Raw genomic sequence first — 26,165 nt, 5'->3', positions numbered from 1 at the left:
CCCGCAATCCCCCGCCTCACCGCAGACTTGAGTCTCCCCCAGCAGGAGACCAGAAGGTGGGCTCATGCACGACGGCACCCTGTATTCGATCGGTGAACTGGCCCGGCGTACCGGCCTGTCGGTCAAGACGATCCGCCTCTACTCAGACCGTGGACTGGTCGTTCCCGCGGACCGCACCGCGGCCGGCTACCGCCGCTACGACCCGGACGCCCTGACCCGGCTGGCCCTCGTACGGGCGCTGCGCGAGCTGGGGCTCGGTCTGGAGGTGATCCGGCAGGTCCTGGACCGGCCGTTCACACTCGGCCGGATCGCCGCTGAGCAGGCAGCCGCACTGGACGTGCAGATCAGCGTGCTGCGCCTGCGCCGGGCGGTGCTGTCCGCCGTGGCCGGGCGCGCACCCACCCTCCAGGAGGCAGAATTCATGCACCGGTTGGCGACCTTGTCCGAGACCGAGCGGCGACGGCTCATCGACGGCTTCCTGGACGCCGTCTTCGAAGACACCGACACCCCTCAAGCCGCGGTCCGGCGTTCCATGACTCCCGAGTTGCCCGCCGAGCCCAGCGAGGAACAGCTCGCGGCCTGGCTGGAGTTGGCCGAACTGGTCCTCGACGATGCGTTTCGCTCGGCCGTACGGCGACTGGTCCACGCTTATACGCAAGGCACCGCTCAGCCACCGCGCCCGGATGTTGTCGCCGTCGCCCGCGAGCTGGCCGGGCCCACCATGGCGGCCGGTACCGCCCCCGAGGCCCCGCAGGCGGAACCCGTCGTCACGGCCCTCCTCACCCGGTATGCACCGGCGCCCGGCCACCGAGAGAACACCGCCCCCGGCCACCGACCGTACGCCGATCCCGCCGCCTGGCTGCTCCGCCGGCTGGAGTCCGCGCGCGATCCCCGCTGGGACCGTTACTTCCAGCTGCTGGCCTTGATCAACGGCTGGCCGGCCCCCGACCCTCTGACGCCCCTGATCGACTGGACGGTCACCGCGCTGCGCGCCCATACGTCGGCCGCGTGAGCACCCAACGGGCGTACAAAGTCAGGGCGTTGCGCCGAACCGCAGACAGGAGAGCCGGGCCCCGGCACCCAGGGGGGATGGGTGCCGGAGCCCGGCTTCGGGAGGTCCCGGCGCCGGGGGGGATGGTGCGTCGGGACGTGGTTCGCGTGGGGACGGCCGGCGGTGCGTAGGTCGCCGTACGGTGCGTTGATGCGGTCGGATCGGTGGTGTGTCACGTGCCGTGGTGTGTCACGTGCCGTGCTGTGTGGTGTGCCGTGCTGTGTGGTGTGTGTCAGCTGCGGTGGGGAGTGCGGTCGCGGTTCCCGGGGGCTCGGTGCGGGGCCCGCAAGGGTTGTTCCCTCGGGCCCGGGCTTTGAAGCGACAGGACCACGCCATGTTTGCGCCGTCTTTCGCCACCGGCGTGCGCGGTCCCGAGCATCGCACGCCCACAACCACGCACACCACGCTCAGCCGGGCACAACGCGCTCAACCGCGCCCACAGCCACAGCAAACGGCAGGGGCAGGGGCAGGGGCAGGGCAACGACGGTGTCCGCCCCTGCTACCCAAGCCCACCCCCGTACGTCCTACGTCCGTTACGCCACCGCGTCGAACCCGGTGTCGCGTGCCAGCTTCTTCAGCTCCAGCAGTGCGTGCTTCTCGATCTGGCGGATGCGCTCGCGGGTCAGCCCGTGCTCCTTGCCGACCTCGGTCAGGGTGCGCTCGCGGCCGTCCTCGATGCCGTACCGCATCTTGATGATGGAGGCCGTGCGCTGGTCCAGGCGGCCGATCAGGTCGTCCAGTTCCTCGCTGCGCAGCAGGCTCATGACGGACTGCTCGGGGCCGACCGCCGAGGTGTCCTCCAGCAGGTCGCCGAACTGGGTCTCGCCCTCGTCGTCCACCGACATGTTCAGCGACACCGGGTCGCGGGCCCAGTCGAGGACGTCGATGACGCGCTCCGGCGTCGCGCCCAGCTCCTTCGCGATCTCCGCGGGCTCCGGGTCGCGGCCGTTCTCGCGGTTGAACTCGCGCTGGACGCGGCGGATGCGCCCCAGCTCCTCCACGAGGTGGACGGGGAGCCGGATCGTGCGGGACTGGTCGGCGATGGAGCGGGTGATGGCCTGGCGGATCCACCAGGTGGCGTACGTCGAGAACTTGAAGCCCTTGCGGTAGTCGAACTTCTCGACCGCGCGCACCAGGCCGGCGTTGCCCTCCTGGATCAGGTCCAGCAGGGGCAGGCCGCTGCGGGGGTAGCGCCGGGCGACGGCGACGACCAGGCGGAGGTTGGAGCGGATGAAGACGTCCTTGGCCCGCTCACCGGCGGCTACGAGCGCCTCCAGCTCCTCGCGGCTGGCGTCCGTGGCGGACTCCTCCTCGCCGTCGAGAACCTGCCGCGCGAACACACCCGCCTCGATGGTCTGGGACAGCTCGACCTCCTTGGCCGCGTCGAGCAGCGGTGTGCGCGCGATCTCGTCGAGGTACATCCCGACCAGGTCACGGTCGGCGATCTCGCCGGCGTGTGCGCGAACACTGCTTGCCGAGTCGGCCGTCTCGCCGGAGGCGGACTGACGACGGGCGACGGCACGGGTTGCCATGCGTGCTCCCTTGCGATGGTGGGCTGGCGGGTGGTCCTGGTGGACGCTCAGCACTCCGGGGACTGTGGCCTGTGGGGGAACTCTCCTCGGATGCCCTGCGTCCGATGGAAACAACGACTGGAATCCGGACAGAATTCCCAACCCGCCCCTCAATTTTTCTGATCATGCAGTACCCTGTCCCGCCGCACGGTGAGACAGGGGCCGCCGAAACGTACAGAGGCGCAGGTCAGGCCGCTTCTGAAGAGCATCGGGCGAGCTCCGGAAGAGCGCCGCCTTTGACCGCTCTCCCACCCGAAAGACGGCCCGCACCCGGCGATGGTTGCCACGCGACCGGAATCACAGCAAATACCAGGCCATCTCACATCCCACCCTTACCGGGCAAAGCTCAGCCGAACTGCACCGACCGCTTCGCCATGCCCATCCAGAACCCGTCGATCACGGACTTCTGCGCGTCCAGCTCGCCGCCCGCCTCGGCCGCGCCCATGGTGACGAAGAGCGGGGCGAAGTGTTCGGTGCGCGGGTGGGCGTAGCGGCCGGCCGGGGCCTTGTCCAGGAAGTCGAGCAGGGCGTCCCAGTCGCGGGTCTCCAGGGCGCGCCGGCCCCAGTCGTCGAACTCGGAGGACCAGCTGGGCACGCCGCTGCCCGCGTACCGCAGGGCGGCGAGGTTGTGGGTGAAGAAGCCGGAACCGACGATCAGCACGCCCTCGTCGCGCAGCGGGGCGAGCTTGCGGCCGATGTCCATCAGGCGGACCGGGTCGAGGGTGGGCATGGATATCTGCAGGACGGGGATGTCGGCGGCCGGGAACATCTCGACGAGGGGGACGTAGGCGCCGTGGTCCAGACCGCGGTCGGGGATGTCCTGGACCGGGATGCCGGGGGCGCGCAGCAGCTTGCGCACGGATTCGGCGAGCTCGGGGGCGCCTGGGGCAGCGTACTGGACCTGGTAGTAGTGCTCGGGGAAGCCCCAGAAGTCGTAGACGAGCGGGACCGGCTGTACGGCACCCAGGGCGAGCGGGGCCTCCTCCCAGTGGGCGGAGACCATGAGGATCGCCTTGGGGCGGGGCAGGCCGGCGGACCAGGCGGCGAGCTCACCGGGCCAGATGGGGTCGTCGGCGAGGGGAGGGGCGCCGTGGCTGAGATAGAGGGCGGGCATACGCCCCTCCGAGGCGCGCTCCTGCGATACGGCGGACATGGCGGCGACTCCCCATCATCGAGACGGACGTTCAGAGATACAGACGCTTCGACTGCAGATGTATCGAATGCAGCTGCATCGAGTGCAGCTGCTTCGACTACAGATGCTTCGAAGGAATGCTTTAACTCTCAAGCTATCTGCTTCGAGAGCGTACGCCCGACTTGTTCAAGTTTCAAGGAGACAGCTCGTACAGTGGAAGCCATGAACACGGCATCCGACTCCGCCGCCGCACGGCACCGCTGGCTCACCGACGAGGAACAGCGCGTCTGGCGTGCGTACCTGCACGCCACCACCCTGCTGGAGGACCACCTCGACCGGCAGCTCCAGCGTGACGCGGGCATGCCGCACATCTACTACGGCCTGCTCGTCGGCCTCGCCGAGGCACCGCGCCGGCGGCTGCGGATGACCGAGCTGGCGATGAAGGCGAAGATCACCCGCTCCCGGCTGTCGCACGCGATCGCGCGGCTGGAGAAGAACGGATGGGTGCGCCGCGAGGACTGCCCCTCCGACAAGCGCGGCCAGTTCGCGGTCCTCACCGACGGGGGCCTGGAGGTGCTGCAGCGCACCGCGCCGGGCCATGTGGACGCCGTACGGCAGGCGCTGTTCGACCGGCTCACCCCGGAACAGCAGAAGGCCCTCGGCGAGATCATGGAGATCGTCGCCGAGGGCCTTCAGCCCGAGGAAGCGGGTGCGGACCTGCCCTGGCTCCGCTAAATCACTCTACGGGTGCTCAGTGGGCCACCACCGGGACCCTGACCTCGTCCTCGGCGCCCTCGCCGGAGGCCACCGGGGTGACGCTCGGACGGCCGGCGTTGACGAAGGTGAAGGCGATCAGGGAGGCCAGCGCCAGGATGCCGACGGCGAGCCAGATCGCGGTGCTGTAGCCGTGCACCATGCCCTGGAGCTTCACCAGCTCCTGCTGCGGCTTGGCGGCGGCGCCGGCGATGTGGTCCTTGATGTACGACGTGGTCGCCGAGGAGGCGATGGTGTTCAGCAGGGCGGTGCCGATCGCGCCGCCCACCTGCTGCGAGGTGTTGACCATCGCGGAGGCGACACCGGCGTCCCGGGGCTGGACGCCCTGGGTGGCCAGGGACATCGCCGGCATGAACGCCGTACCCATGCCGAGGCCGAGCAGCACCATCGCCGGCAGCAGCTGGGTCAGGTACGAGGTGTCGGTCTTCAGCTGGGTCAGGATCAGCATGCCGAGCGCGGCGACCAGGAAGCCGGGGCCCATCAGGAAGCGGGCCGGGATCCGGGTCATCAGGCGGGTGCCGATCTGGGTGGAGCCGGTGATCATGCCGGCCACCATCGGCAGGAACGCGAAACCGGTCTTGACCGGCGAGTAGCCCTTCACGACCTGCAGGTAGTAGGTCAGGAAGAGGAACAGGCCGAACATGCCGATGATCGCGAGGCCGAGGGAGAGGTAGATGCCGCCGCGGTTGCGGTCGGTCACCACGCGCAGCGGCAGCAGCGGGGCCTTGACCCGGGACTCGACGACCACGAACGCGAGCAGCAGGACCGCGGACGCCACGAACATCGCGACGGTCACGGAGTCGCCCCAGCCGTCGGACTCGGCACGCGTGAAGCCGTACACGAGCGCGACCAGGCCGAGCGTGGACAGCAGGACGCCCGGGATGTCGAGCGGATTGCGGTTGCGGCCGCCCTCGGGCTCACGGATGACGAAGTAGGCACCGGCCGCGGCGACGACCGCGAACGGGACGTTCACGAAGAAGGTCCAGCGCCAGTTCAGGTACTCGGTGAGGAAGCCGCCGAGGATCAGGCCGACGGCACCGCCGCCGCCGGCGATGGCGCCGTAGATGCCGAACGCCTTGGCACGCTCCCTGGCGTCGGTGAACATCACCGCGAGCAGGGAGAGCGCGGCCGGGGCGAGCAGGGCACCGAAGACGCCCTGGAGGGCGCGGGCGCCGAACATCATCGGGCCGCTGGTGGCGGCGCCGCCCAGCGCGGAGGCGAGGGCGAAGCCGACGAGACCGGTGACGAAGGCGCGCTTGCGGCCCCACTTGTCGGCGATACGGCCGCCGAAGAGCAGCAGACTGCCGAAGGCGAGGGCGTAGGCCGTGACGACCCACTGCCGGTTGCCGTCGGATATGCCGAGGTCGGTCTGGGCGTGGGGCAGGGCGATGTTCACGATGGTGGCGTCGAGGACGACCATCAGCTGGGCGAGCGCGATGAAGACGAGCGCCTTCCAGCGGTTGGCGTCACCGCGCGGGTCGAGGACGCCAGAAGCCTTGGAGGCTGTTTCGGACATGGGAGTACCCACTTCGGAACTTTCGTGACGGAAAAAGAGCGAAAAATCGGGAAGCCGAGGGGAAGCCGAGGGCGCGGCTCGTCGACGGTGACGGCCGGGGCGGAACGGCACGGACAGGGCGGACGGGGCGGACGGGTTGTGCAGGTGGACTGAGGCGCGTACTGAGACGCGTACTGAGGCGTGAGCTGAAGCGTGGACTGAGGCGGTGGGCCGAACTAATCGGTCAGGGCGTGCGCTGATCGGTATCGGTCAGGCCTGGCGCAGCTCCTCGATGGTCACGGCCGTACCCGGCAGGGCGGAGCGGGCGGGTGCCCGCAGGCCGTCGAGGAACAGCTGGAGATGACGGTGGACGAACCGGTCGCTGCGCAGGCAGTCCGTGCCGGCCGGGGGCCTGCTCAGCTGCGCCACCGCGATCATCACATCGCCGACGCCGACGTCCGGCCGGAGCTGCCCGGCCGCCTTGGCCCGGCCCATGACCTCCTCGACGAGCCGCTCCAGGCGCTCGCGGGAGGCCTCCAGGTCGGGATGGTGCCGGTCGAAGGTGCTGGCGATCATCGGGCACAGCGCGCTTATCCGCTCGTCGGCGGAGGCGTGCACGAACCGCTCCAGCGCCGCGAAGGCGTCCCCGGTCTCGGCGAGGGCCACCTCGGCCGCCTCGGCCGTACGGTCCATGACGGAGCAGACCACCTCGCGGACGAGGGCCTCGCGGTCGGGGAAGTTGCGGTACACCGTGGCGTTGCCGACGCCGGCCCGGCGGGCGATCTCGTCCAGGGACACATGCGGGCCGTCCTCGACGAGCATCTCCCGGGCGGCGGCGACGATCCGCTCCCGGTTGCGCAGGGCGTCGGCCCGGGGCCGCGGGACCTTGCGCGATGCTACCGGGGTGGTCGCGGTCGGCACGGCGTACTCCTCACAAGCGATGGGCCCGGCGATCCCGACGGCGGCCGGGACTCGGGGGCGGTGATCACGATCCGGGGAAGCAGTCCCCGTTTCGCTCGGACACAGGGCTAAACGGGGAGAGGGTCCCCGGTTATTTCCCGCCCACGAAAAGAATCACTGTGACCTGGGCCACACCGGCATCCATGCGTCTCCGGTCAGGATTCACCCCCGTGCGGACCGGCTTTCCCACGATCGGTCTCCTCCAGCGCGCGCCCCTCGCCCCCGTCGACACAGGGTGAGCGCAAGGGTGCAGCCGGAGAACGGCGGCTGCCGTGGAGCGAGAGGTCCATGCATGCAGCCGCAGCCACCCCGCCGCCGCATACGCCTCTCTCACGAGCGCGTGCCCGACGAGCGCCAGAAGTACTTCTGCCCCGGACGCGCCGCCGGCGGGGGCCGTGGCAGCGAGGGCCGTGCAGACGGGGGGCACGGCAGCGAGGGCCGTGCAGACGGGGGGCGCCGCGGCGAAGGCCGTGCAGATGGGGGTCGTACCGGCGAGGGCCGGACCGGCGGGGGCCACACGGGCGGCGGGGGCCGTACTGGCAACGAGGGCCGTACCGACGACGACCCGCCCGGCACGGGCCGAGGGGACAGCCACACGGGGCGAGGGGGCGACCACACGGGCCGAGGAAACGGCCACGCACACCACGGGGACGGCCACACGGGCCGAGGAAACGGCCACGCACACCACGGGGACGGCCACACGGATCGAGGAAACGGCCACGCACACTACGGGGACGGCCACGCACACCACGGGGACGGCGACACGGTCCGAGGAAACGGCCGCGCGCGCCGGCGCATACGCCCGCGCCGGGTGGCCGCTCTCGCCGCGGTGACTGCGCTGACCCTCGCGGTCAGCACCTCGGCCGGGACCGGGCATCTGCCGGCGCCCACCACCGCCGGGCCCATCGGTCTGGCCCGCTCCACCGCCCTCGCGCCCTGCATGATCCACGGCGGTCCCGACGTGCAGATGACCGAGGGCGTCCCCACTCCGCAGGGCTACGCCCGCTCCACAGGCACGGTGCACGCCCTGACCCTGATGGTCGACTTCTCCGACGCGCCGGGCCAGGGCAGCGCGATGGACCGCTTCCACGAGTTCTTCCCGCAGACCCAGGAGTGGTTCCGTAAGGCGTCGTACGGCCGCCTGGACTACCGGCCGGGGACGCCGATCACGAGCTGGCTGCGGATGCCGAAACCCTTCCGGGCGTACGGCATAGAGCGCGGCGCACCCTTCGACCCCGGGTACCGGCAGCTGGTGCGGGACATCGTGGCCGCGGCCGACCCGCATGTGGACTTCCGCTCGTACGACATCCTCAACGTCCTGGTCAGCCCGAACGCCGGCCCGTCCGCGCTGGACACGGTGCTGTCGGTGACCTTCGCCGGCAACGGCGACGCCCCGGTCGCCGACGGCGTCCCCATCTCCAACGCGTCCTTCGTCTACTCCCGCCAGGACGACGGCTCCGGCTCGTACGCGCACACCGGCTACCGCGTCCTGCCCCACGAGAACGGCCACACCTTCGGCCTGCCCGACCTGTACACGCAGGAGGGCGGGGGCGCGGTCGGGCACTGGGACATCATGAGCGAGGACTGGGGGGCCGACAACGATCTGCTCGGCTGGCACAAGTGGAAACTGGGCTGGCTGGACGGCTCCCAGGTGGGCTGCGCGACGACTCCGGGCAGCGCCGATTACCTGCTGACGCCGCTGCACACGACGGGGGGCGGGAAACTGGTGATCGTGCCGGTCGACGGCCACAGCTCGTACGCGCTGGAGGTGCGCACCCCCGGCGGCAACGACGAGGCGATCTGCCACCCGGGCGTCCTTGTCTACAAGGTCGACGCGACGGTCGACACCGGCCGTGGGCCGATCACGGTCTACGACGCCCACCGCAACAGCGGCGGCTGCACCCACAGCCCCAACGTCCAGGCAGAACTCTCCGACGCTCCCTTCTCCCCCGGCGAAACCTTCAAGGACCCCGCGCACGGGATCAGCGTGCAGGTAGTGGAGAAGGACGAGGAGGGGAACTACCGAGTGCGAGTCACTCGGGGCTAGGAGCAGGTGGGGGAGGGGAGTCCGGCGGGCGGGGGTTGCGTCGGAGGCGGCGAGCGGGAGGCGGGCACGGTTTACCGTAGGCGTGCCCGAATGCCGTACCGGAGAGCTGATGCCCGCGAACCCCGCACTGGACGCCGAAGGCGCTGCCGCCGCCGCTGCCGAGGGCTCTGTCGAGGTGACCGGCCCACCCGGGGAAGCGGTCGGGCCGCTGATGCGTGGGGTGGGGGTGCTGCGGCGGCTGACCGAGGCGGGCGGCACGCTGAGCCCGAGCGCGCTGGAGCGGGCCACCGGGCTCGCCCGGTCCACGGTCGACCGGATCACCGCGACCCTGGCCCGCATGGGCTACGTCCGCCTGGACGCCCGGGACGTCGTACTGGCTCCCCGCGTGATGGAGCTGGGCAACGCCTATCTGGCCGCCCTGCGCCTGCCCGCCCTGCTCGGCGCGCACGCCGACGCCCTCGCCGACGAACTGGACGAGTCGGTGTCCCTCGCGGTCGCCGACCTCGACGGCATCCGCTTCATCCACCAGGCCACCCGCCGCCGCGCGCTGTCGGTGAGCTTCCGCATCGGCGACCTCCTCCCCGTCGAACGCACCGCGCCCGGACCGCTGTTCGCGACCGGCTGGACCGAGCCGGACTGGGCACGCTGGCGCGCACGCCGGGCCGCGGACCCGCAGGGTACGGCCTTCCCCGCCGTACCGCCCCAGCAGACAGCCGGAGACGACGAGGCCGCTTTCACGGAGCGGGTGGAACGGGCCCGCCGGGACGGCTGGGCGCTGGACGACCAGCTGATCGAACCGGGGCTGGTCGCGGTCTCCGTACCGGTACGGGACCCGGCCACCGGCCGACCGGTGTGCGTGGCGAGCGTGGTCAGCCACACCAGCCGGCACTCGGCGGCCGACCTGCGCACCAGCCTCCTGCCCCGCCTGCGTACGGCGGTGGCGGCGATGGAGGCGGACCTGCGCACGGCACCGCCGCCCGAGCCGGGCCCACCACCGTCAGGCCTGGCAACCTGGACGACGGCGTCGAAGCACGAACTGGGCCGGGACTTCGTGGAGTCACTGGCCCGCGGCCTGACCGTACTGACCGCGTTCGGCGCGGGCCGCTCAGCCCTGCCGCTCACGGAGGTGTCTCGGGCGACGGGCCTGTCCCGGGCCACGGCCCGCCGCGCACTCCTCACACACGAACACCTGGGCCTGGTACGCGCGCACCCGGACCGCACCTTCACCCTCACCCCCCGCGTCCTCGACCTCGGCTTCCCGCCCCTCTCCCGTACGACACTCCCCCACCTGGCCGAACCCCACCTGCGCGCGCTGGCGGCCCGCCTGCACGAACCGACGGCGATGGCGCTTCTGACGGAAGACGGCACGGAGATCCAGTACACGGCCGGAGCGGGCACGAGCCGCGTCCTCACGGTCCACATCACGGTCGGCGCCCGCCTCCCCGCCACCGCGACCTCCCTCGGCCGCGTCCTCCTGGCCGACAACTCCCCCGCCTTCCCGGAGATCCGCGCGCAGGGCTACGCCCTCGCCGACGAGGAACTGGAGTCGGGCCTGCGCTCCATCGCCGTACCGGTACGGGACCGCGCGGGCCGAGCGGTCGCCGCGGTGTGCGTGGCCACCCACGCGGCCCGCCGCACCCTGGAGTCCTGCGTGACCGACGTCCTCCCCGCCCTCCACACCACCGCCGCCCACATCCAGACCGACCTCCACACCGCCTCCCGCTTCACCCCCATCCCCCCAACCTGACAACCCGACCACCCCCCAGGTCACCATCCGGTACTCTGTGGATCGAGTACCACGCCTTCGTAGCTCAGGGGATAGAGCACCGCTCTCCTAAAGCGGGTGTCGCAGGTTCGAATCCTGCCGGGGGCACCAGGCCAAAGGGCCCTCACGTACGGATTTCCGTAGGTGAGGGCCCTTTGACATCTACTTCTGACATCAACGGGGGCGGTCACTGACGACCGGGGCGCCTCCGCAGCAGCCGGTCCATGTGGCTCATGGCCTCGCGCTGGGTGTCCTGGACGACGTGGGTGTAGACGTCCATGGTGATGCTGATCTGGGAGTGGCCGAGGATCTCCATCACGACGCGGGGCGCGACTCCGGCCGCCGTGAGGAGTGTGGCGGTGCCGTGACGGGCGTCGTGGAGGCGAATGACGCGGAGGCCGGCGGACTCGGCGACGCGGGTGAAGGAGCGGTAGAGGTTGCGCGGCTCGACGGGCCGACCGGTCCGGGTGGCGAAGACGTAGTCCGACCCCTGCCACTTCTCCCCCGCCTTGGCACGGGAGGCTGCCTGCCGCATGCGCTGCCAGCGCAGGGGCGCGATGCAGAGGGCGGGCAGCGGGACGGCACGGCGACGGCGGCTCTTGGGGTCGTCGTCGTACAGGACGCCACGGCGACGCTGGACCTGATGACGGACGTAGAGGACGCGGCTGTCGAGGTCGACGTCCGACCAGCGGAGGCCGACGATCTCTCCCCGACGGAGGCCCATGGCGATGGCGAGCACGAAGGCCGCGTAGAGCGGGTCCTTGCGGGAGGCGGCAAGGAAGTCGAGCGTCTCGTCCAGAGTCCAGGGGTGAAGCTCGGGTGTGTCCGTGCGGGGCGGCTCAACGAGCTTGGCCACGTTGCGCGTGATCAGTTCTTCGCGGCACGCGGAGGACAGAGCGGAGCGCAGAACTCGGTGTGATTCCTTGGCGGTTGCGGCGGTGGTGTCCTTCTCCAGGCGCACGAGGAACCGGCGGACGTCGGCGACGCCGAGTGATTCGAGTCGCTTGGCCCCGAGGAGCGGCACCAGGTAGAGGCGGACGTGTGCCTCGTACTTGTCGAAGGTGCTGAGCTTCCGACGGGGCTTGATGACGTTGTCCAGCCAGTACGGCAGCCACTCCGAGAGCTTGGCTGACTTGGTGGGCACGGGCACGCCCTGGTCCACCTTGTCGAGCAGTTCACGGCGTTTGGCGTCGCACTCCGCCCAGGTCTTGCCGTAGGCGAACTTGCGGGCGCGGGTGCCGTCCGGCTGGAGCACGTAGACCGCGCACTGAAAGCGGCCGTCCTTGCGCTTGGTGATGGTGCCGGCGCCGTTCGGGTTGCGCTTGCGCTGACTGGCCATCAGGCAGCCTCCTCCATCTGGCCGAGGACGAAGTCCCGGACCGCGTCAATGGGGATCCGCCGGGCGCCGTCAATCTTGATCGAGACGAGGCGGTGCGACCGGATGAGGTCGTAGACCTTGGAGCGTCCGAGCTTCAGCCGAGTCATGACTTCCGGCACGGTCAGGAGTTCGGCGGTGACGGTGGTCATGCTGCGGCTCCTTCGCGAGCGAGCTGGTCGGTCAGGGCATCGCGGGCGGTCTCGCGGTTGAGTTGGAGATCGCGGGCGATGGTCGTGGCGAGGGCGGCTTCGCCCGGGGTGTGGCCGTGGCCGGCGTACTGCCAGTCCGCCAGGACGAGGACGGTGTCCGGCTCGCGGTCGTCGAGGCCGAGGGCGGATGCCTCCTGCGCGGCGCGGTAGTCGGCGCGTTCCTGGCGGAGGGCGCCGAGGGTGGTGGAGTAGGTGCGCGACTTGGACGAGAAGTGCCCGCGGAAGCCGAGCATGTGTGCCCAGGCCCAGAGGCGCCGGTCCGGGTACAGGCTGTCCAGGTCGCGGCATGCGGTGATGAGCCGTCGGGCGTGGTCGGGGACCTGGTGGCGGTCGAGTTCGGAGAGTTCACCGATGCGGCGGTCGAGGGTGCCAGTGTTCTCGGCGGCCTTGGTGGCGTACTTGGCCACGTACGAGGCGACGGCCTGTTCGGTGATGTCGGAGTCGTCACCGAAGGCCTTGACCGGGCGGACGTCGAGCTGTCGGCCCCAGCGGAAGGTACGGGCGGGCTCGTCACCGGCAGCCGGGACCGAGACGGACGTGTACGAGTGCGCTGCGGCGGCACGTAGCGCGTCCGTGAGTAGGTCGACCGTGGCCCACGCGGGCGGGGGTGTCCCGGGCCCCTCCGGGCCGTCGAGGCGTACGACGGCGTGGAAATGCAGGGCCCCGCGCTTCTGGAACTCGGCGACCTTGCCGTACGAGACGCGAAGGTGTTCGGCCAGTTCCCGGCGAGGCAGGCTGGCGCGGGCGGCGAGTTCGCGGCGGAGTCGGGTGGTGAAGCGCTGCCAGAGTTGTCCGGCGTGGTTGTTGAACAGCACGGCGCCCGCGTAGTCGTAGCTGTCCGGGTCGAGGGCGGTGCCCAGCTCCGGGGCGTCGGGCGCATGCGGGGTGCCGCAGCGGCAGGCGCCGTGATCGGGGCGGTTGTGGACCGGGCCGAACGAGGGGGCCGTGAGGGTGGCGAAGACGCGCGGGTGATCGCGGACGGTGGCGGGGATGTCGCGGCGGTCGTCACCGGCCAGGCCGGCGCGGATCAGGTGGTAGGTGTCGCCCGAGTAGGTCCAGGCGCAGGACGGGCAGCGGGAGGCGCGACGGTTGCCGCAGGCGAGGCGGAGGCGTCCGCCCGGCTCGTTCTCGGTGGAGTAGTGGTGCAGGGTCTCGCCGCTGGTCTTGTCCTTGTGGAGGACCCAGCCGGTGAGGTGGATAGGGTCGGAGCAGCCACCGGTGCGGCGGATCTGGTCTTCCCAGCGGGCGTAGTCGGAGGCCGAGGCCACCCGGAGCACGTCCCCGAGGGTGATCGGGTCGAGCAATGTGTCGGGCATGGGCGCACTAGGTGTCGCGGGTGAGGCGCGGTGGGCCATGCTTGGGGTTCCTTCCGGTTGCGAGATCGGGCAGGGACGGCTCCCGGGCGGCGGATGCTTGGCGGTATCGAGGCCGCCCGGGTGCCGGTCAGCGGCGCTTGGCGTCGGAGGCGAGCAGGGAGCGCAGGACGACCGCGCAGACGGCGACCGATGCGCCGGTGATGGCGACCGCCAGGAGCAGGGAGACCAGGACGGCGCCGAGGACCAGGACGACGGCCGTGCCGCCGCCGACGAGGGCGAGGGCGGTGCCAGGGGTGAGCTGGACCGTGGGCCGGGACGGCGTCGGAGTCGGCGGGGCGGCCGGCGGGGTCTCTGCGTGCCGGGTGACGTTGGTCGGCTCGACGAAGGCGGGCGGGGTGCTGAGGCCCGTCGGCATCGGCATGGTGGGGATCTTCGGGCGGAACATGGGTGATCTCCTCTCGCGGGCGGGCTACTTGACGAGGGCGTTGATGGCCGGGGCGAGGACGCTGTGGGCGAGGAGGAAGCCGCCGAGCAGGAGTACGGCGATGAGCCAGGCGGGTGGGCGGATGAGCTTGACGCCGAGGTAGCCGACGACGAGCAGCGCGAACCAGAGCGGGACCTGCATGGCGGTGACCTCCTAGCGGATGCGGCAGCGGTGGGTGCGGGCGGCGAGCTGGGCGGCGGACTGGCTGGAGTAGTCGGAGGACCAGCCGCAGCCGTCGGAGGTGCACACGGCGGCGTGCTTGGTCTGGCCGTGGCGGTCGCGGTGCGTGCCGATCTGCACCGGGCCGATGTGCATGACGGAGTGGAAGTGGTCGCGGGCGGGCATGTCAGTCGGTCTCCTCTCGGGTCGTGGTCGGGGCGGGGAAGCTGGCGCGGATACCGGCGGCGGTGGCCGGGTCTGCGGTGCGCTGGGCGGCTTCCTCGGCAAGCAGGTGGGCGAGGAAGGGCCGGTTGGCGGCGGCCATCTCGCGGGCGCCGTCGAGGTAGTCGGAGGCGGTCAGGTCGGCCGGGTCAGGGGTCATCGGTCTACCTCTCTTGCTGGTCAGGTCAGGTGGGCGGCGATGGCGTCGGCGAGGTGGGGCGGGACGCCGAGGCGGGAGCGCAGGGTGTCCGTGTCGATCGGAGATCCGGTGCGGATGCGGTACTCGTCGGCGACCTTGCGGGCGTGGTCGAGCAGAACGGCGGGGACCGCAGGAGCAGTGGCAGGGGCCGGGGCGGGAGCCTGGTCCGGAGAAGCGAGGGCTGGGCCTGGCTCGGGTACAGCTCCCGTGACCGACGCGCGTTCGGCGTCCGGGACCGGCTGCTCGGCCGGAGGCACGGACTCCTCCGCGTCCGCGACGGGTGCCGGCGGAACGGGCCCCGACTCCGCAGCCGACGAGTGCGCAAGGAGCGTTCCGCCGAGGAAGGCGAGCGCGGGCCATCCTGCGATGCCGAGGCGGAGCAGGGCGGGCGGGTCGGCCAGGTCGAGGAACCCTGCCGTGGCGACGTTGGCGCCGAGCGACGCGAACAGCGCGACAACGAACCAGCACCAGGCCAGCCGGGACGGTCCCTCACTGCGCAGCCGCCGCCAAGCCGCGACCATGAGCAGGTCGACACTGACCGGGTAGGCCCACGCCTTCCAGCCGTTCTGTCCGGCAGCGGAGGCGAGATCGTGCAGGTGGGCGAAGGACAGGGCACCAGCGATGACGGCCTGAACCAGGACCGCGTCGACACGGAGGCCGTGACGGGCACCCATCAGGAGTCACCGGGATAGGCGGGGCCGCCGTCGGGGTCGTAGCCGGACGGGAACGTGCCGAGCGGCGGCTCGGGAAGCGAGACGGCGAGGGACGCGCCGACAGCTTCCACGAAGTCGAGGTCGGCGCCAACCATGTCGGCGTACAAGGCAAGTTGACCAAGCAGGAGCACGGTCCGGGCGAAGTCCTCGCAGTTCGGGCACACGACGGGTTCTCCGTTCTTTGGGCATGGCGGGGGTAGGGACCTGGCGCGAAGGCAGTCGCGCCGACCGGGGGTGTCCGAGAGAGATCAGCCGGTGGCTGAGGAAACCTTGGCCAGCGGCACGGGAGCTGCGGCCGAGGCGGAGAGGGCAGGCCGGAACGGGGCCAGCTCGGGCAGGTCCGGGGTCCGGTCGGCGTGCCGGTTGCAGATGTTCACGGCCTGGCGGAGCGAGGTGTGCGGAGCACGGATGCGGTGCCACCCTCCGGAGGAGTCGCCCGAGATGGCGAGCCCCCGCATCTCGGCCGGGATCTGGATGGCTGCGAGGACGGCGTCCGGGGCGATGTCGCCGAAGGCCATGTTGGCGGATGACTCGTCGTTGACGCGGTGGGCGGTGCGGCCGGTGAGCTGGGCGCGGAGCATGGTGATGCCCTTGCCGAGTTCGGAGCCGAAGCGCTGGCCGCAGATTTCGAGGTAGATGCCGGCTGCGCGGCCGAGCTGGGCGAGGCGGACCAGGGCGGTGATGATGCGGTCCCGGCGCTTCTCCTCCTCCTTGCTCGCGTACAAGGCGAGTTCAGCGACCTCATCGACCAGGACCACGACCGGGACCGGGCGCAGGTGATCGGGCAGGTCCCAGATATCGGCGGCGATCTCCGCGTCCGGCACGTCGGCGGTGATCCGCTGCTGAGCCCGGATAACCTGATAGGTGCGCTCCATCCGGACCACGAGCGCGTCGAGCACCTCGGCGGCGGTGTCGGGATCGTCGGCCAGTGCGGAGAACCGGCGGGCCAGCGGGAACAGTTCAACCCCCTGCTTGCAGTCGATGCCGATGAGGGCGACGTCCATGGGCGCGAGTCCGGCAACCAGATTGCGCTGGTAGACGGACTTGCCGGACTCCGTGGCGCCGAGGGTGAGCGCGTGGGGTATCGCCCGGTAGTCGCGGTAGTGGACCGAGCCGTCCTGTCGCAGGGCGACCGGTACCCGCATCGGCCGGGTGTCGGTCTCGGTCGGCATCTGCACCCGCTTGAGCACGTCGTAGCCGGTCATTCGCACCTCTACGACGCCGGAGCGCAGCTCCCGCGAGGTCACGCCGTACATGGAGAACGAGTGCCGGAGCCGGTCCGAGGCGGCGGCGATGTCGAAGGCGTCCTGTCCGGGACGGAGCTTGAGCCGTAGGACCAGGCCGGTACGAGTCGGCCGCAGCCGCAGGATGCGCGGGGAACGGGGCTCCGGTATCGGTCGGTTGGTGGCACGGGCGAGAGCGAGCCGCCACCGCGCGGGCGGCACGGTTAACCCGCACGCGTCCATGACGGAGCCGTACCGGACCAGCACCCGCACCACGGCCAGCGTGACCCCAAAGGTCAACCAGTACCAGGCGGGGCGCCGCCACCGCAGGAGACCCACGGCGACGGCGACCAGCACCAGGACGACCGTGAAACTGGTCATGATCAGGCCGCCTTGGGCCCTGCGGCGGCGGCGGCGAGCGAGGTCACCGCAACCGCGCGGAACGCGATGCCGTGCCGCTTCTGACCGTTGAAGTCGTTCTCCCACGGCCGGGCGATCAGACCGGTGAGCGCGACCGGCGTGCCCATGGCCAGCTCGCCGGTGATCCCGGGCTCCGGGACGGTGATGGACAGGATCTCCACCTCCTCGTTCGCCGCGAACATCACGTCCACCGTCATCAGCTTCGCCCCGGTCTCCGTGTCGGTGGCGATCTCGCCGGTACGACGGTCACGCACCTTGACCTGCGGGGACTTGGCGACCATCACGACCGCACCGGCAGTGTCGACGGGAATCTGACGCACAAAGATCACTCCTCTATAGATGTTGAACTCCGCCACTCATGTACATGAGTGACATGAAGAAGAGTGCCTCACTCCTGTACATGAGTCAACCCGCCGCGAAGAAGAACTCGCGACGGGTTGCAGGAAGTTGAGCGGGCGTCAGTCGGCGGCAGGGATCCTGTACTCGAAAACGAACTGGTCAGCGGCCATGAGCGTGTCGCACACCTCGGCCACGAGACCCTCGGTCGTACGGGCCTCACGGATCAGATGAACCACCGGCGCACCCGGACTCAGCGCCAGTTCCGAGGCCTCCGCCTTCGAGGCCGGCCGCGCCTGCAACGTCTCGACGAACTCCGCGAACTCGTGCCCGTGGTCTTCGAGTCGGGCGTAGATGCCACCGCCGCCGGGGTTCTCGGAGAACAGCTCCGGGATCTCCTTCACGACGTCCCAGGGCAGGTACGACGTCGCCGTCTCGACCGGGGTGCCGTTACGGAAGTAGAGGCGCCGGCGAGCCAGCACCTGCGTACCGACCGGGACGCCGAGCCGCTGGGCGGCATCCTCGGGCGCCTCCATGGGCCCGATGTAGAGCACGCTGACCTTGGCAGCCGCACCGGACTGCGCGGACTCCGCGAGGTAAGCCGCCTGCCCACCCTGCCGGAGCGAGCGCCGGAAGCGATCAGAGGAGCGGTGCCGCACCGGAGGCCGGCTCTTCACGATCGAGCCCTTGCCGTGCCGGGTCTCGACCAGCCCACTCGCCCGCACCTCGACCATGGCCTTACGAATCGTCCCGCCGGACACGCCATAGCGATCCACCAGCTCAGACTCACTCGGCACCATGTCACCAGGCTTGAGAACCCCCGCCCGGATCTGCTGCACGATCTCGTCCGCGATCTGCACGTACCGAGGCCCGGATCCGACCCCTCCAGCCGCAGTTCCCATAGTCCTTCTCTGCCTCCTATGCTCCTCTACATGAGTCAAGCACAGGAAGCGACACCCTCCCCCCTGCACTCCGTATCCGTGGCCGGAGTAGTGGTGCGCGAGGACGGCCGCCTCCTGGCGATCCGCCGAGCTGACAATGGCACCTGGGAACTTCCCGGGGGCATCCTCGAACTCAACGAGACCCCCGAGGCCGGCGTAGCCCGCGAGGTCCTGGAGGAAACAGGCATCCACGTCGAGGTAGACGAACTGACCGGCGTCTACAAGAACGTGACCCGCGGCATCGTGGCCCTGGTCTTCCGCTGCAAGCCTTCCGGAGGCACCGAGCGCACCTCAAGTGAGTCCACGGCCGTCTCCTGGCTCACGCCCGAGGAGGTCAGCGAGCGCATGGCCGAGGTCTTCGCAGTCCGGCTCTTGGACGCCTTGGACGGCAACGGCCCCCACGTACGCAGCCACGACGGCAAGCGCCTCATCCCAGCGGGATAAAACCTTCTCTCCTTCATCAAGGCGGCTCGCTCCGCTCACCGCGCGCGGCCCGGCCCCCGGCCGGGCCTGCGCTCCTGTCTCCGCCCCGCTCCAGCCCGGCCGGCGCCCGTGCCGCGCTCAAAGCATGCAGCCACCTGATGCCAGAGAGGGGATACGTCGTGGCTGGAGCGGTCAGCTCCACGGCTTTACGGAGCCACTTTGGCGCGAGCCTCGAAGATCATGGCCCCAACGTCGTGCTTTACCGGGCAGGTCCACAGACTGCCCGACTCGCCGGAAGCTTACGGGGCCATGATCACTCGCGCCAAATCAGCGCCACCCCAAACCCGCTCCGCCGACCTCGTCACAGGATCCGTTGACTGTGTGCCGAGATCTCAATGGTCTGAGGCTGTCCCGCGACGGCACCGCGACGTTTGATCTGTTGCGAGGAGACCCACACGATGTCCGGATGGCCAGTGGCAGCCAGCTGACGAAATGCGTCCTCTTGTTCTTGATTCGGCACAAGCTCATAAACGTCCGCCACAAGAATCTCCAGCGATTCAGCCCACGGACTGTAGCGAATCCGATCCACCTCTCGCCCGAGATAATTATGCATAATATGCGGGAATTTATCTAGCGGCAGAATTCCAGTGGCAAGCAATTCTTCTTGGAACTCTCGCCATGGAGAATCCTCGCGACCTTGCCGAGAGTTGAACCACCGGAAAAACTGAAATATCTTCTTCCCTGGAACTCGTACGCGTAGATCGCCATAGCTCACGGAATCAAGAGGGATCAGGTCATCATCCGTTACCCCCATGGCAGAAAGCGTAGCGTTCCCTTGGGGCGAAACCTTATGCACCCCGCCCACTGGCTGGAACTGAGTGCGGTACCGCGATCCCCGGATCAGCAGGTACTTTCCGTCAACGTAGATTTTGAACAGGTACGAGGTCGAGACACGGATAGAACGGTTGCGATAGCGCAGTGAATACCAAAGGTGTCTAATGTTGCCCCAGTTCTGCGCTATCTCGTCAACCACTGGTACGAACAGGCCGACACTGAGACCAGCCGTCATATTGACAAGGGTGGAGTTAGTGATAAAAAAGCTGGCTACTCCTGACGAAATCGCCAGGAGTGCGTAGACAGTAAGCCGCAGCAAAGAATTCTCCTAGCGAGGTAGGGGCACTACGGGGTCGCCGAGGAGGTAACGACTCACCCACACTAGTCTGGAATTAGATTGGGCCAGTCTCTCAAGTAGCGGGCGGGAGACTGAATGGGCTTCGTACATTGCGACAAGCAGCGCACGTCGAACGTTTACGTCGGATTCGTGCTCGTACTCGCGGCGTAGGAGCTGCCCGTCAGCAATCGTACTTACCCTTCCGAGGTATCGGGCAGCAAACTCGCGAGGGAGGCTCGACTTATTCTTGTTCTGAAGTATCGCCCAGGCTGCATCTCGGATGTCGGGTGAGTTGATTCTCTGGCGCGTAGCGGCCTGGAGTATGCGCTGTTCCAGGCTGTCGTACTTGCGATCGGCGGCCTGCCGCATCGTGGATACGTAGGCCCTGGTAACTGCATGCAAGCGCTCAGGGAAGCACTCAAGATATCTGATTATCTCAACCACCAAATGGTGACTTTCCTTGAGATGTCGCAGGGCCCAGGGGAGGGCGCGATCATCCTTCAAGTTTCCCATACGGAAGAGGGCGAACTTAACATCTCGATCTAATTGCTTCCCTGCGATTGCTTCGAGAAAGAGTTTATAGAGCCTTTCGTCGGCTCCGATTTCTCCGATCTTTAGCCCATAATTGATCGCGTCCTTTTCTAGGTCCTCAAGTTGTGAAAGTGCGTTCGCCTCGTCATGGATGCTGGTTTTAGTCATAGACATAGAGAGGCGACGCGAGCGGAGAATGGCATTTATTTCAAGCAAGGCGTCCCGGAGAGACTCCCTCTCTGTGTCGAATATCATCATGTCGTCCGAGTAGCGCAGGTACTCGAAATCTGACCTGTGAACGAACTCATCCACGGGCAAGAGATAAAGATTGGCCAAAATTGCTGAAGAGTCGGGCCCCTGCGGTATTCCCCAAGCATGGCTCGAAGACTGGAACATTCGGAGATAGGTAATTAGGCTTTCGGTCACCCGAGGGGATGCGCCAGTGGATTGGATATCGATTGCCAGTGTATCGATGTCGATATGCTCGTAAAATGAAACGACATCGGTCCGAGCTAGCTGAAACGGGGTTTCCGTCACCAGCTGCACGCCGTGTTTTTGCATGGAAACCCACGAGTTAACAGGCGACCAGAAAGACTTACCGTTGTCACCCCATCTTGCACTGTAAACGCTCTCGCGAAGCTGAGCCTCAACCAGCTCGGCAATGGAGAAGACGAGCGTATCGTAAACGAGGCGATCATGTACTGTCAGGCGTGCAATCGGTCGAACGGCGACAGGATTTTTGGGGAGATCTAGAACCTCGACATAGTCGGGGCCGACTTGGCCGCTTCGGAGTGCGGTCACAACATTTTTGCGGACATCAAACCAGGAGGCGTTTATGTCTGCCCAATTGATGATGTCGGGTATTTCTGACCGTCCTCGCCCATGAAACAGGCGAGTCCACGCCTCATCGAGATATGCGAAGAACGGGCGGCGGTTCATGTCTCTTGCTGCTCCCCCTAATCGGCGCCACCGACGCGCGAACACATAGCGTAATAGAAGAGGGGGGCTGAGTGACAGTCTCAGTTGAGTGCGCCTGCCTGGCTTCCTGAGGCAGAGGAGCGGCGAGTTGCTGCCGTCGGTGACAAGCCGCGTGCCAGACGCATGCCAGATCGTGCTGAGACCCACGGGGAACATCCGGGAGTCAACGAACTGCCTACCAAGCCTCGACTCGCCCCCGCCGCAGCTCAGCAGCACTCCCACGCTCAGAGAACCCCAGCTTCCCAAGCTGAGGGCCTCGACGCTGCCAGCACGGGGCAGCTCTGCAGCTTGGTCGGGTCGGAGCGTAGTGCGGTCGAAACCCCATGCTTGGCGTGGCGCTTCGCACTAGTCTCCGACCATGGCGAGCACGACATGCGGATGGTGTGGACGGTTGGCTCACATGAGGCCTGTCGGCAGAGCTGAGGTGGTCCCCGATCACAACAGCCATCTCAACGTGGGGTTCGAGACCTACCAGTGTGCCAACTGCCATCGGCTGGTACTCGCTCACGGATGGACAGACTTCCAGCCCACGAACGATTGGGACGAGGCTCCCTCTGATCTCTGGAACCACCCCGAAGCCGGGGAGCCACGATGGCTTCCTCCCGCGATGTCCAATAGGACGTTCCCGGATGTTCCCCCAGCCATCGAGTCGCTCGCGGTTGAAGCACACGATTGCCTGACGATCAAGGCCGACCGAGCTGCTGTCACACTCGCGCGGGCCGTGGTCGAGGCATCCGCGAAGGAAAGGGGGGTCACCAAAGGGAGCCTGATCGCGAAGATTGATGAGCTTCACGAACTGGGGCTACTGCGCGGGCACGTCAAGGAAGCAGCCCACGAAGTGCGCTTCGGTGGTAACGAGGCAGCCCATGGCGATCTAACCCCAGTTGATCACGAGGCGGCCGAAGAAATCTTGACGCTCATGGATGAGGTGCTGAACGACCTGTTTCAGTCCCCAGCTCGCGTGGCACGTGCCCGGCAGCGGCGCCTAGAGCGTTCCCAGGCACCCCCGGGGCCAGCTAACGCTGCCGTGCCAGAGGGGACAGCCGAGTAGCTGAAGACCCGATGGCGTGCCCACGACGATACCCACGCTTCGGCGAGAAACGGCAACGAGTGAGTGTCTAACTGCGTGACAACGCCGACGAACGATGGCGGACAATCACGTACGCCTACGGACCATCACAGCAGCTCAGCGGGCCACGATCCCAAGGCCGAGCCCCCGCCCAAGTTGCTTCGGGACGAAGAGGTCATCGCCCAATGGTCCGCTACCGCACTTCTGCCGGCACAGCTTGCCCTGACGGACGTCATCGGACAGCGCGGCTGAGGCCCGGTGAAGCTTGCTCTGACACACGCGCGCCTGATCGTTCGACACACCCGCCGTCGTGGTTGACGTTCGTCGGCTGAGGCGCAGACGTCCAAGAGTCAGCTTCCGGTGTTCGTAGGAGACGGGGGCAAGAGGCGTGCCATTCCCGTGCCAGAACCTGTGGGGAACTCACGGGGAACAAGTGTGAACCGCACCACTGTTGTCCGATGGAACGTTCCTCCGTAGCCGCAAAGGCGGGGCTCATCGCACGACGGATAGATGCGGCCTGCCAGGTGCAGTCGCGCGAGCACTGCCTCGGCCGCCCTCCTGAGCAGTGACCACAAGACCGAAGATCAGGTCGTTGAGGTCTGCGGGACGCAGGTCAAGGTCACGCGCGACGTCTGCCGGCGGGGTGCCTTCTGTTCGAAGAGCGGCGAAGACCTTGCCCAGCACCTGGGACGTCTCCCGCGTCAGCGTGCTCTGGGGCTCCGCTTTCCGGTAGCCCATGCGACTGAGCTCAACGCAGTGAGTGCGGTACTGCCACTCAGTGGTGAGGTTGAGTTCGTGGAGGCGGTGGGCAAGCGCCATAGCAGCGACCTTCCAGCGTCTCTTCGCCTGGAGGATCCAAGAGGTGGTCGCGTTACGAGGTGCGTGCGCGAGTACGTCTGCTGCCGGCATGAGCAGGGCCGCCGCAAAGCGGTGAGCTTCCCCTTCGGCCTGAGGGCCGTGGGGGACCTGTTCCTCGCCATGCAGCACCAGGTGCCCCAGCTCGTGTGCGGCGTCGAAGCGTCCTCGCTCGGCGGTCTTCCCAGTGTTCAGCAGCACGAAGGGGATGCCCCGATCCCAGAAGGAGAAGGCATCCACTTCCGGGCAGTCACGCGACAGCGAGAACACCCGTACGCCGTGCGCTTCAAGTAGATGAACCATGTTGGGGATCGGAGAAACACCCAATCCCCAACGCGTGCGCACCAGTTCGGCCGCCCGCTCGGCAGGGCAGTTCTCGGCGCCAGCCTCGCCCGGGAACACTGGTTCGTCGTCGCTGCCGAGACGGCTGAACGACGTAAGCGACGGAAGCTCCGGCGCCGGCAGCCTGAAACGGGCGCCGATCCAGTCCTGCAGGATCCGTGCGAGGCGACCACCGCTGAGGGAGATATCCCGTTGCGAGGCTGTCATCTTGCTCAGCGCCCTAAAGCTGACCGACTCCACGGACAGGTCAGCGACTTCCTCGGCGGCGAAGAAGGACTCCGGAAACTCCAGCGCCTCAGCGAGGGCCGTCAGAGAGGCCGGGGGTGGGTAGGCCCGGCCGTTCTCGTAGTCGGACAGCCTCCGGGCGGTGAGTCCGACCATCTGGGCGAGACGGGTGACGGTGAGCCCGCGGCGCTTGCGCGCCAGGACGAGGCGGGATGCGGTGGTCATGGAAGTGCCAATGGGTTGTGGGTTGGACGATCAGCCCAGACGCTCGATCGGAATGTCGATGCCGCCTTCGCCGTCGTCGTCGTTCGGAAAGGGATTGAAGCCCTCGAAGTCGATGTAAGGGAAGATGATCCGTTCGTGCCAGCTGTCGATCTTGCCACGGCTCCCCGGGTTCGTTGGCAGTGACAGCTCGTAGTGAAGCCTCGTCCCCGTCAGGGTGTTCACGTGCTGGTACAGGAGGAACCAGGTGGGTATCCCTTCTCCGACCCCCTGAGGCTCCAGGGCAGTCTCATAGCCAGGGAACACCAGCTGCCGGTTGGTCTCAACCCGTCGGATGACGGCAGTGCCCTTCGCATACCGGGTCGCCGGAGTGAGCGCGGCGTAGCCGGTGCTTTTGTTGCCGCTGGAGGCAGTGATCGCGAAGTCCTCGTCCGGTGACAGCAGGAGCGAAACGTTGCTGGGGCTCACGCTCCGCCATCCCTTGCGGATGTACGCCTCGCGCAGGAAGCGGATGGTTCGCCCCCAGAAGATGTTGCCGGGCAGCGAGACGGGGTCGAGGGGCGTACAGAAGTTGCGTTCCGCCTCAGCGCGCCGCAGCACGTTCTCGATGGTTTCGGTCGAGAGCCCCAGGTCCGCGAGGCGGCTCCGACCGCGTGAATCCTCAACGTGCATGACTGCCATGTTCAGCCCCTGACCACGAAGTGTGATTTCCGGAAATCCTCCCTCATTAGAGGAGGAAAATCAAGAAGCGTTGCTGCTCAGCAGGCTGACATGCCTGAACGCACCTGGTCCGAGCGAGTTAGGAACCGCTCGGACCAGGTGGCTCAGAGTCGCGGGCTTCTTCTGTCACGCTGGGCAGCCAGCCGGCCGATCAGCAGACTGCGCCGCGTTGAACAGACCGTGGCCGCTAACGCAACTGTCCCCTAGAGGCGATGAGGGTCGCTCACCGCCAGGAGGTGACCCCGGCTGGTCGCAACGCGCAGCACGTCTCGCAATGCCCCGGTCAGTTCCTTGCCCAACCGTCGCAGGTCCTCCGGGCCCTGGTCGTGGTCGTCAAGGGCGTCCAACGCATGCTCCAACAGCTCGGCTGCCGTTCCCAGTTGTACCGCTTCGATGTTGTCCGCCAGGCGGGACATGTAGCCGTGCTTGTCGTCGGTTTTCAGGTAGCAGGGCTTGCCTTCTGGCCCCGACCACGGGAGGAGTCGTAGTTCGTTCGGTGCCGTCATCCCTGCGTCTGCCTCTCATCGGTCACGTGGTGGGTGGTGAAGACCGCGTCGACGCGATCCCCTGGGAACGCCAGAAGCGCGGCCTCGACGACTCGCCCGGTGGTGTCGGTCGCGACGCGCGTAATCGCGAGGACCGCCTTGGAGGAGCCGGTCCGGAGGGCCGATGCTTCGTCCAGTGTTGGTGTGCGGGCGCATACCGTCTCCCGGACGGTTGCCGGCGACGAGCCCAGAACGGCGAGTCGTAGTGCGGTCTCCTGCCAGGAGGGTTCGTCGTCCAGCACTCCGGCCGGGACCAGGTCGCGTGGGATGTAGATGCGGGCCAGTCCGCGCGGTGAATCTTCCTCGTGACTGATGCAGAAGAACTCGGCGAGTGGACTGCCCGTCGGCACCTTGAGCAACGTCGTCAGATGACTGTCTGCCTGAACCGTGTTGGTGCGAACGGTGACACGCAGAGCCGCTTCAGCGGCGGTCCACGGGTCCAGCGTGCCCCATCCGCCGACGTAAACGATCTTGCGGCCTGGGCGACGAACGAAGTTGCCTTTGCCGTGGATCTTCTCGACGAGGCCTTCACCCTGGAGCACCGCGAGGGCACTCCGCAATGTCACGGTGCTGACCTTGTAGCGGTCGGCGAGGCTAGCTTCGGACGGCAGGCGTTCGCCAGGTTTGATGAGGCCGGTCGTGATCTGGTGCCGGAGATCATCGGCGATGTCGTGATGGCGTGAAGGCAT

Annotated in this window: 28 protein-coding genes and 1 tRNA gene; 7 read left to right on the top strand and 22 right to left on the bottom strand. The window is 68.0% G+C overall.

The features are described 5' to 3' along the window. Positions 1-64 precede the first annotated feature (64 nt). The gene (locus O1G22_RS24385; RefSeq protein ID WP_270083268.1) at positions 65-1,012 is read left to right on the top strand and encodes a MerR family transcriptional regulator; all 948 of its coding nucleotides are present in this window, start codon (positions 65-67) and stop codon (positions 1,010-1,012) included. A 572-nt stretch (positions 1,013-1,584) separates the two neighbouring features. Here O1G22_RS24385 and O1G22_RS24380 read toward each other — a convergent pair. Together O1G22_RS24380 and O1G22_RS24370 are read right to left on the bottom strand one after the other, a co-directional pair. Beyond that, a complete protein-coding gene (locus O1G22_RS24380; protein WP_270083267.1) occupies positions 1,585-2,583 on the bottom strand; it encodes a sigma-70 family RNA polymerase sigma factor in 999 nt (332 codons plus the stop codon). Positions 2,584-2,968: 385 nt separating this feature from the next. Continuing rightward, complete coding sequence (locus tag O1G22_RS24370) at positions 2,969-3,775, bottom strand: dioxygenase family protein (RefSeq protein WP_270083266.1); 807 nt, start codon at positions 3,773-3,775, stop codon at positions 2,969-2,971. 201 nt (positions 3,776-3,976) lie between these two features. Between O1G22_RS24370 and O1G22_RS24365 the strand changes: the two genes are divergently transcribed. Continuing rightward, positions 3,977-4,489, top strand: a complete 513-nt coding sequence (locus O1G22_RS24365) for a MarR family winged helix-turn-helix transcriptional regulator (protein WP_270083265.1) — start codon at positions 3,977-3,979, stop codon at positions 4,487-4,489. Between the two features lie 16 nt (positions 4,490-4,505). On the opposite strand, the gene O1G22_RS24360 is transcribed toward O1G22_RS24365, so the two are convergent. Continuing rightward, positions 4,506-6,044, bottom strand: a complete 1,539-nt coding sequence (locus tag O1G22_RS24360) for an MFS transporter (protein ID WP_270083264.1) — start codon at positions 6,042-6,044, stop codon at positions 4,506-4,508. A 249-nt stretch (positions 6,045-6,293) separates the two neighbouring features. Beyond that, on the bottom strand, positions 6,294-6,944 hold the full coding sequence (locus tag O1G22_RS24355; RefSeq protein ID WP_270083263.1) for a TetR/AcrR family transcriptional regulator: 651 nt from the start codon (positions 6,942-6,944) through the stop codon (positions 6,294-6,296). A gap of 850 nt (positions 6,945-7,794) precedes the next feature. On the opposite strand from O1G22_RS24355, the gene O1G22_RS24350 reads away from it, so the two are divergent. The 3 genes from O1G22_RS24350 (at position 7,795) to O1G22_RS24340 (ending at position 10,906) form a co-directional block, all read left to right on the top strand. Further along, a complete protein-coding gene (locus O1G22_RS24350; protein ID WP_270083262.1) occupies positions 7,795-9,030 on the top strand; it encodes a M6 family metalloprotease domain-containing protein in 1,236 nt (411 codons plus the stop codon). A 109-nt stretch (positions 9,031-9,139) separates the two neighbouring features. Further along, the gene (locus O1G22_RS24345) at positions 9,140-10,777 is read left to right on the top strand and encodes an IclR family transcriptional regulator domain-containing protein (protein WP_428986399.1); all 1,638 of its coding nucleotides are present in this window, start codon (positions 9,140-9,142) and stop codon (positions 10,775-10,777) included. Positions 10,778-10,830: 53 nt separating this feature from the next. After that, positions 10,831-10,906, top strand: a tRNA-Arg gene (locus O1G22_RS24340). A gap of 76 nt (positions 10,907-10,982) precedes the next feature. On the opposite strand, the gene O1G22_RS24335 is transcribed toward O1G22_RS24340, so the two are convergent. The 12 genes from O1G22_RS24335 to O1G22_RS24280 form a co-directional block, all read right to left on the bottom strand. Further along, on the bottom strand, positions 10,983-12,134 hold the full coding sequence (locus O1G22_RS24335) for a tyrosine-type recombinase/integrase (protein ID WP_270083261.1): 1,152 nt from the start codon (positions 12,132-12,134) through the stop codon (positions 10,983-10,985). Continuing rightward, entirely contained in the window at positions 12,134-12,322 is a 189-nt protein-coding gene (locus O1G22_RS24330) for a helix-turn-helix domain-containing protein (RefSeq protein ID WP_270083260.1), read from the bottom strand. The genes O1G22_RS24335 and O1G22_RS24330 overlap by 1 nt, the downstream gene beginning before the upstream one ends. Continuing rightward, positions 12,319-13,698 carry a replication initiator protein RepSA gene (gene repSA / locus O1G22_RS24325; protein ID WP_270083259.1) on the bottom strand — a complete coding sequence of 460 codons (1,380 nt, stop codon included), beginning with the start codon at positions 13,696-13,698 and terminating at the stop codon, positions 12,319-12,321. The genes O1G22_RS24330 and repSA overlap by 4 nt, the downstream gene beginning before the upstream one ends. Positions 13,699-13,825: 127 nt before the next feature. Next, a complete protein-coding gene (locus O1G22_RS24320) occupies positions 13,826-14,143 on the bottom strand; it encodes a SpdD-like protein (protein WP_270083258.1) in 318 nt (105 codons plus the stop codon). 24 nt (positions 14,144-14,167) lie between these two features. Next, on the bottom strand, positions 14,168-14,323 hold the full coding sequence (locus O1G22_RS24315) for a hypothetical protein (protein ID WP_270083257.1): 156 nt from the start codon (positions 14,321-14,323) through the stop codon (positions 14,168-14,170). A gap of 12 nt (positions 14,324-14,335) precedes the next feature. Continuing rightward, complete coding sequence (locus tag O1G22_RS24310) at positions 14,336-14,527, bottom strand: mobile element transfer protein (RefSeq protein WP_270083256.1); 192 nt, start codon at positions 14,525-14,527, stop codon at positions 14,336-14,338. A 1-nt stretch (position 14,528) separates the two neighbouring features. Further along, entirely contained in the window at positions 14,529-14,723 is a 195-nt protein-coding gene (locus tag O1G22_RS24305) for a hypothetical protein (protein ID WP_270083255.1), read from the bottom strand. Positions 14,724-14,743: 20 nt separating this feature from the next. Further along, complete coding sequence (locus tag O1G22_RS24300) at positions 14,744-15,436, bottom strand: DUF2637 domain-containing protein (protein WP_270083254.1); 693 nt, start codon at positions 15,434-15,436, stop codon at positions 14,744-14,746. Next, complete coding sequence (locus O1G22_RS24295; RefSeq protein WP_270083253.1) at positions 15,436-15,570, bottom strand: hypothetical protein; 135 nt, start codon at positions 15,568-15,570, stop codon at positions 15,436-15,438. The genes O1G22_RS24300 and O1G22_RS24295 overlap by 1 nt, the downstream gene beginning before the upstream one ends. 153 nt (positions 15,571-15,723) lie before the next feature. Continuing rightward, positions 15,724-17,079 (bottom strand): FtsK/SpoIIIE domain-containing protein, encoded by a 1,356-nt coding sequence (locus O1G22_RS24290; RefSeq protein WP_270083252.1) that lies wholly within the window; start codon positions 17,077-17,079, stop codon positions 15,724-15,726. Positions 17,080-17,081: 2 nt separating this feature from the next. Then, a complete protein-coding gene (locus O1G22_RS24285; RefSeq protein WP_270083251.1) occupies positions 17,082-17,438 on the bottom strand; it encodes an SCO3933 family regulatory protein in 357 nt (118 codons plus the stop codon). 138 nt (positions 17,439-17,576) lie between these two features. Continuing rightward, positions 17,577-18,356 (bottom strand): GntR family transcriptional regulator, encoded by a 780-nt coding sequence (locus O1G22_RS24280; RefSeq protein WP_270083250.1) that lies wholly within the window; start codon positions 18,354-18,356, stop codon positions 17,577-17,579. An 18-nt stretch (positions 18,357-18,374) separates the two neighbouring features. Between O1G22_RS24280 and O1G22_RS24275 the strand changes: the two genes are divergently transcribed. Next, on the top strand, positions 18,375-18,839 hold the full coding sequence (locus O1G22_RS24275) for an NUDIX hydrolase (protein ID WP_270083249.1): 465 nt from the start codon (positions 18,375-18,377) through the stop codon (positions 18,837-18,839). 340 nt (positions 18,840-19,179) lie between these two features. Here O1G22_RS24275 and O1G22_RS24270 read toward each other — a convergent pair whose 3' ends face one another. Then, on the bottom strand, positions 19,180-19,887 hold the full coding sequence (locus tag O1G22_RS24270; protein ID WP_270083248.1) for an SMODS-associated NUDIX domain-containing protein: 708 nt from the start codon (positions 19,885-19,887) through the stop codon (positions 19,180-19,182). A gap of 93 nt (positions 19,888-19,980) precedes the next feature. Continuing rightward, complete coding sequence (locus tag O1G22_RS24265) at positions 19,981-21,459, bottom strand: RNA-directed DNA polymerase (protein WP_270083247.1); 1,479 nt, start codon at positions 21,457-21,459, stop codon at positions 19,981-19,983. Between the two features lie 646 nt (positions 21,460-22,105). Here O1G22_RS24265 and O1G22_RS24260 point away from each other — a divergent pair. Beyond that, positions 22,106-22,549: a DUF4145 domain-containing protein gene (locus O1G22_RS24260; RefSeq protein ID WP_270083246.1), complete on the top strand. Its 444-nt coding sequence runs from the start codon at positions 22,106-22,108 to the stop codon at positions 22,547-22,549. Between the two features lie 510 nt (positions 22,550-23,059). Here O1G22_RS24260 and O1G22_RS24255 read toward each other — a convergent pair. The 4 genes from O1G22_RS24255 to O1G22_RS24240 all read right to left on the bottom strand — a co-directional run bounded on the left by O1G22_RS24255 (position 23,060) and on the right by O1G22_RS24240 (position 26,165). Beyond that, a complete protein-coding gene (locus O1G22_RS24255) occupies positions 23,060-24,214 on the bottom strand; it encodes a helix-turn-helix domain-containing protein (protein WP_270083245.1) in 1,155 nt (384 codons plus the stop codon). 30 nt (positions 24,215-24,244) lie between these two features. Further along, complete coding sequence (locus O1G22_RS24250; protein WP_270083244.1) at positions 24,245-24,892, bottom strand: hypothetical protein; 648 nt, start codon at positions 24,890-24,892, stop codon at positions 24,245-24,247. A gap of 242 nt (positions 24,893-25,134) precedes the next feature. Further along, complete coding sequence (locus O1G22_RS24245; protein ID WP_270083243.1) at positions 25,135-25,437, bottom strand: hypothetical protein; 303 nt, start codon at positions 25,435-25,437, stop codon at positions 25,135-25,137. Continuing rightward, positions 25,434-26,165 (bottom strand): GntR family transcriptional regulator, encoded by a 732-nt coding sequence (locus O1G22_RS24240; RefSeq protein ID WP_428986398.1) that lies wholly within the window; start codon positions 26,163-26,165, stop codon positions 25,434-25,436. The genes O1G22_RS24245 and O1G22_RS24240 overlap by 4 nt, the downstream gene beginning before the upstream one ends.

The organism is Streptomyces camelliae, assembly GCF_027625935.1.
GTDB classification, from domain to species: Bacteria; Actinomycetota; Actinomycetes; order Streptomycetales; family Streptomycetaceae; genus Streptomyces; species Streptomyces camelliae.
The sequence above is the reverse complement of the archived record's forward strand: the minus strand, read 5'-3'. Positions and strand labels throughout refer to the sequence as shown.

Excerpts from the sequence above, each read along its gene's own strand:
- O1G22_RS24385 (WP_270083268.1), top strand. The coding sequence starts at position 65 with ATGCACGACGGCACCCTGTATTCGATCGGTGAACTGGCCCGGCGTACC.
- O1G22_RS24380 (WP_270083267.1), bottom strand. The coding sequence starts at position 2,583 with ATGGCAACCCGTGCCGTCGCCCGTCGTCAGTCCGCCTCCGGCGAGACG.
- O1G22_RS24330 (WP_270083260.1), bottom strand. The coding sequence starts at position 12,322 with ATGACCACCGTCACCGCCGAACTCCTGACCGTGCCGGAAGTCATGACT.
- repSA (WP_270083259.1), bottom strand. The coding sequence starts at position 13,698 with ATGCCCGACACATTGCTCGACCCGATCACCCTCGGGGACGTGCTCCGG.
- O1G22_RS24245 (WP_270083243.1), bottom strand. The coding sequence starts at position 25,437 with ATGACGGCACCGAACGAACTACGACTCCTCCCGTGGTCGGGGCCAGAA.
- O1G22_RS24275 (WP_270083249.1), top strand. The coding sequence starts at position 18,375 with ATGCTCCTCTACATGAGTCAAGCACAGGAAGCGACACCCTCCCCCCTG.
- O1G22_RS24240 (WP_428986398.1), bottom strand. The coding sequence starts at position 26,165 with ATGCCTTCACGCCATCACGACATCGCCGATGATCTCCGGCACCAGATC.
- O1G22_RS24265 (WP_270083247.1), bottom strand. The coding sequence starts at position 21,459 with ATGAACCGCCGCCCGTTCTTCGCATATCTCGATGAGGCGTGGACTCGC.
- O1G22_RS24345 (WP_428986399.1), top strand. The coding sequence starts at position 9,140 with ATGCCCGCGAACCCCGCACTGGACGCCGAAGGCGCTGCCGCCGCCGCT.
- O1G22_RS24280 (WP_270083250.1), bottom strand. The coding sequence starts at position 18,356 with ATGGGAACTGCGGCTGGAGGGGTCGGATCCGGGCCTCGGTACGTGCAG.
- O1G22_RS24370 (WP_270083266.1), bottom strand. The coding sequence starts at position 3,775 with ATGTCCGCCGTATCGCAGGAGCGCGCCTCGGAGGGGCGTATGCCCGCC.
- O1G22_RS24365 (WP_270083265.1), top strand. The coding sequence starts at position 3,977 with ATGAACACGGCATCCGACTCCGCCGCCGCACGGCACCGCTGGCTCACC.
- O1G22_RS24250 (WP_270083244.1), bottom strand. The coding sequence starts at position 24,892 with ATGGCAGTCATGCACGTTGAGGATTCACGCGGTCGGAGCCGCCTCGCG.
- O1G22_RS24295 (WP_270083253.1), bottom strand. The coding sequence starts at position 15,570 with ATGGTTGGCGCCGACCTCGACTTCGTGGAAGCTGTCGGCGCGTCCCTC.
- O1G22_RS24305 (WP_270083255.1), bottom strand. The coding sequence starts at position 14,723 with ATGACCCCTGACCCGGCCGACCTGACCGCCTCCGACTACCTCGACGGC.
- O1G22_RS24315 (WP_270083257.1), bottom strand. The coding sequence starts at position 14,323 with ATGCAGGTCCCGCTCTGGTTCGCGCTGCTCGTCGTCGGCTACCTCGGC.
- O1G22_RS24255 (WP_270083245.1), bottom strand. The coding sequence starts at position 24,214 with ATGACCACCGCATCCCGCCTCGTCCTGGCGCGCAAGCGCCGCGGGCTC.
- O1G22_RS24335 (WP_270083261.1), bottom strand. The coding sequence starts at position 12,134 with ATGGCCAGTCAGCGCAAGCGCAACCCGAACGGCGCCGGCACCATCACC.
- O1G22_RS24300 (WP_270083254.1), bottom strand. The coding sequence starts at position 15,436 with ATGGGTGCCCGTCACGGCCTCCGTGTCGACGCGGTCCTGGTTCAGGCC.
- O1G22_RS24320 (WP_270083258.1), bottom strand. The coding sequence starts at position 14,143 with ATGTTCCGCCCGAAGATCCCCACCATGCCGATGCCGACGGGCCTCAGC.
- O1G22_RS24360 (WP_270083264.1), bottom strand. The coding sequence starts at position 6,044 with ATGTCCGAAACAGCCTCCAAGGCTTCTGGCGTCCTCGACCCGCGCGGT.
- O1G22_RS24260 (WP_270083246.1), top strand. The coding sequence starts at position 22,106 with ATGTCCAATAGGACGTTCCCGGATGTTCCCCCAGCCATCGAGTCGCTC.
- O1G22_RS24290 (WP_270083252.1), bottom strand. The coding sequence starts at position 17,079 with ATGACCAGTTTCACGGTCGTCCTGGTGCTGGTCGCCGTCGCCGTGGGT.
- O1G22_RS24310 (WP_270083256.1), bottom strand. The coding sequence starts at position 14,527 with ATGCCCGCCCGCGACCACTTCCACTCCGTCATGCACATCGGCCCGGTG.
- O1G22_RS24270 (WP_270083248.1), bottom strand. The coding sequence starts at position 19,887 with ATGACGGCTGGTCTCAGTGTCGGCCTGTTCGTACCAGTGGTTGACGAG.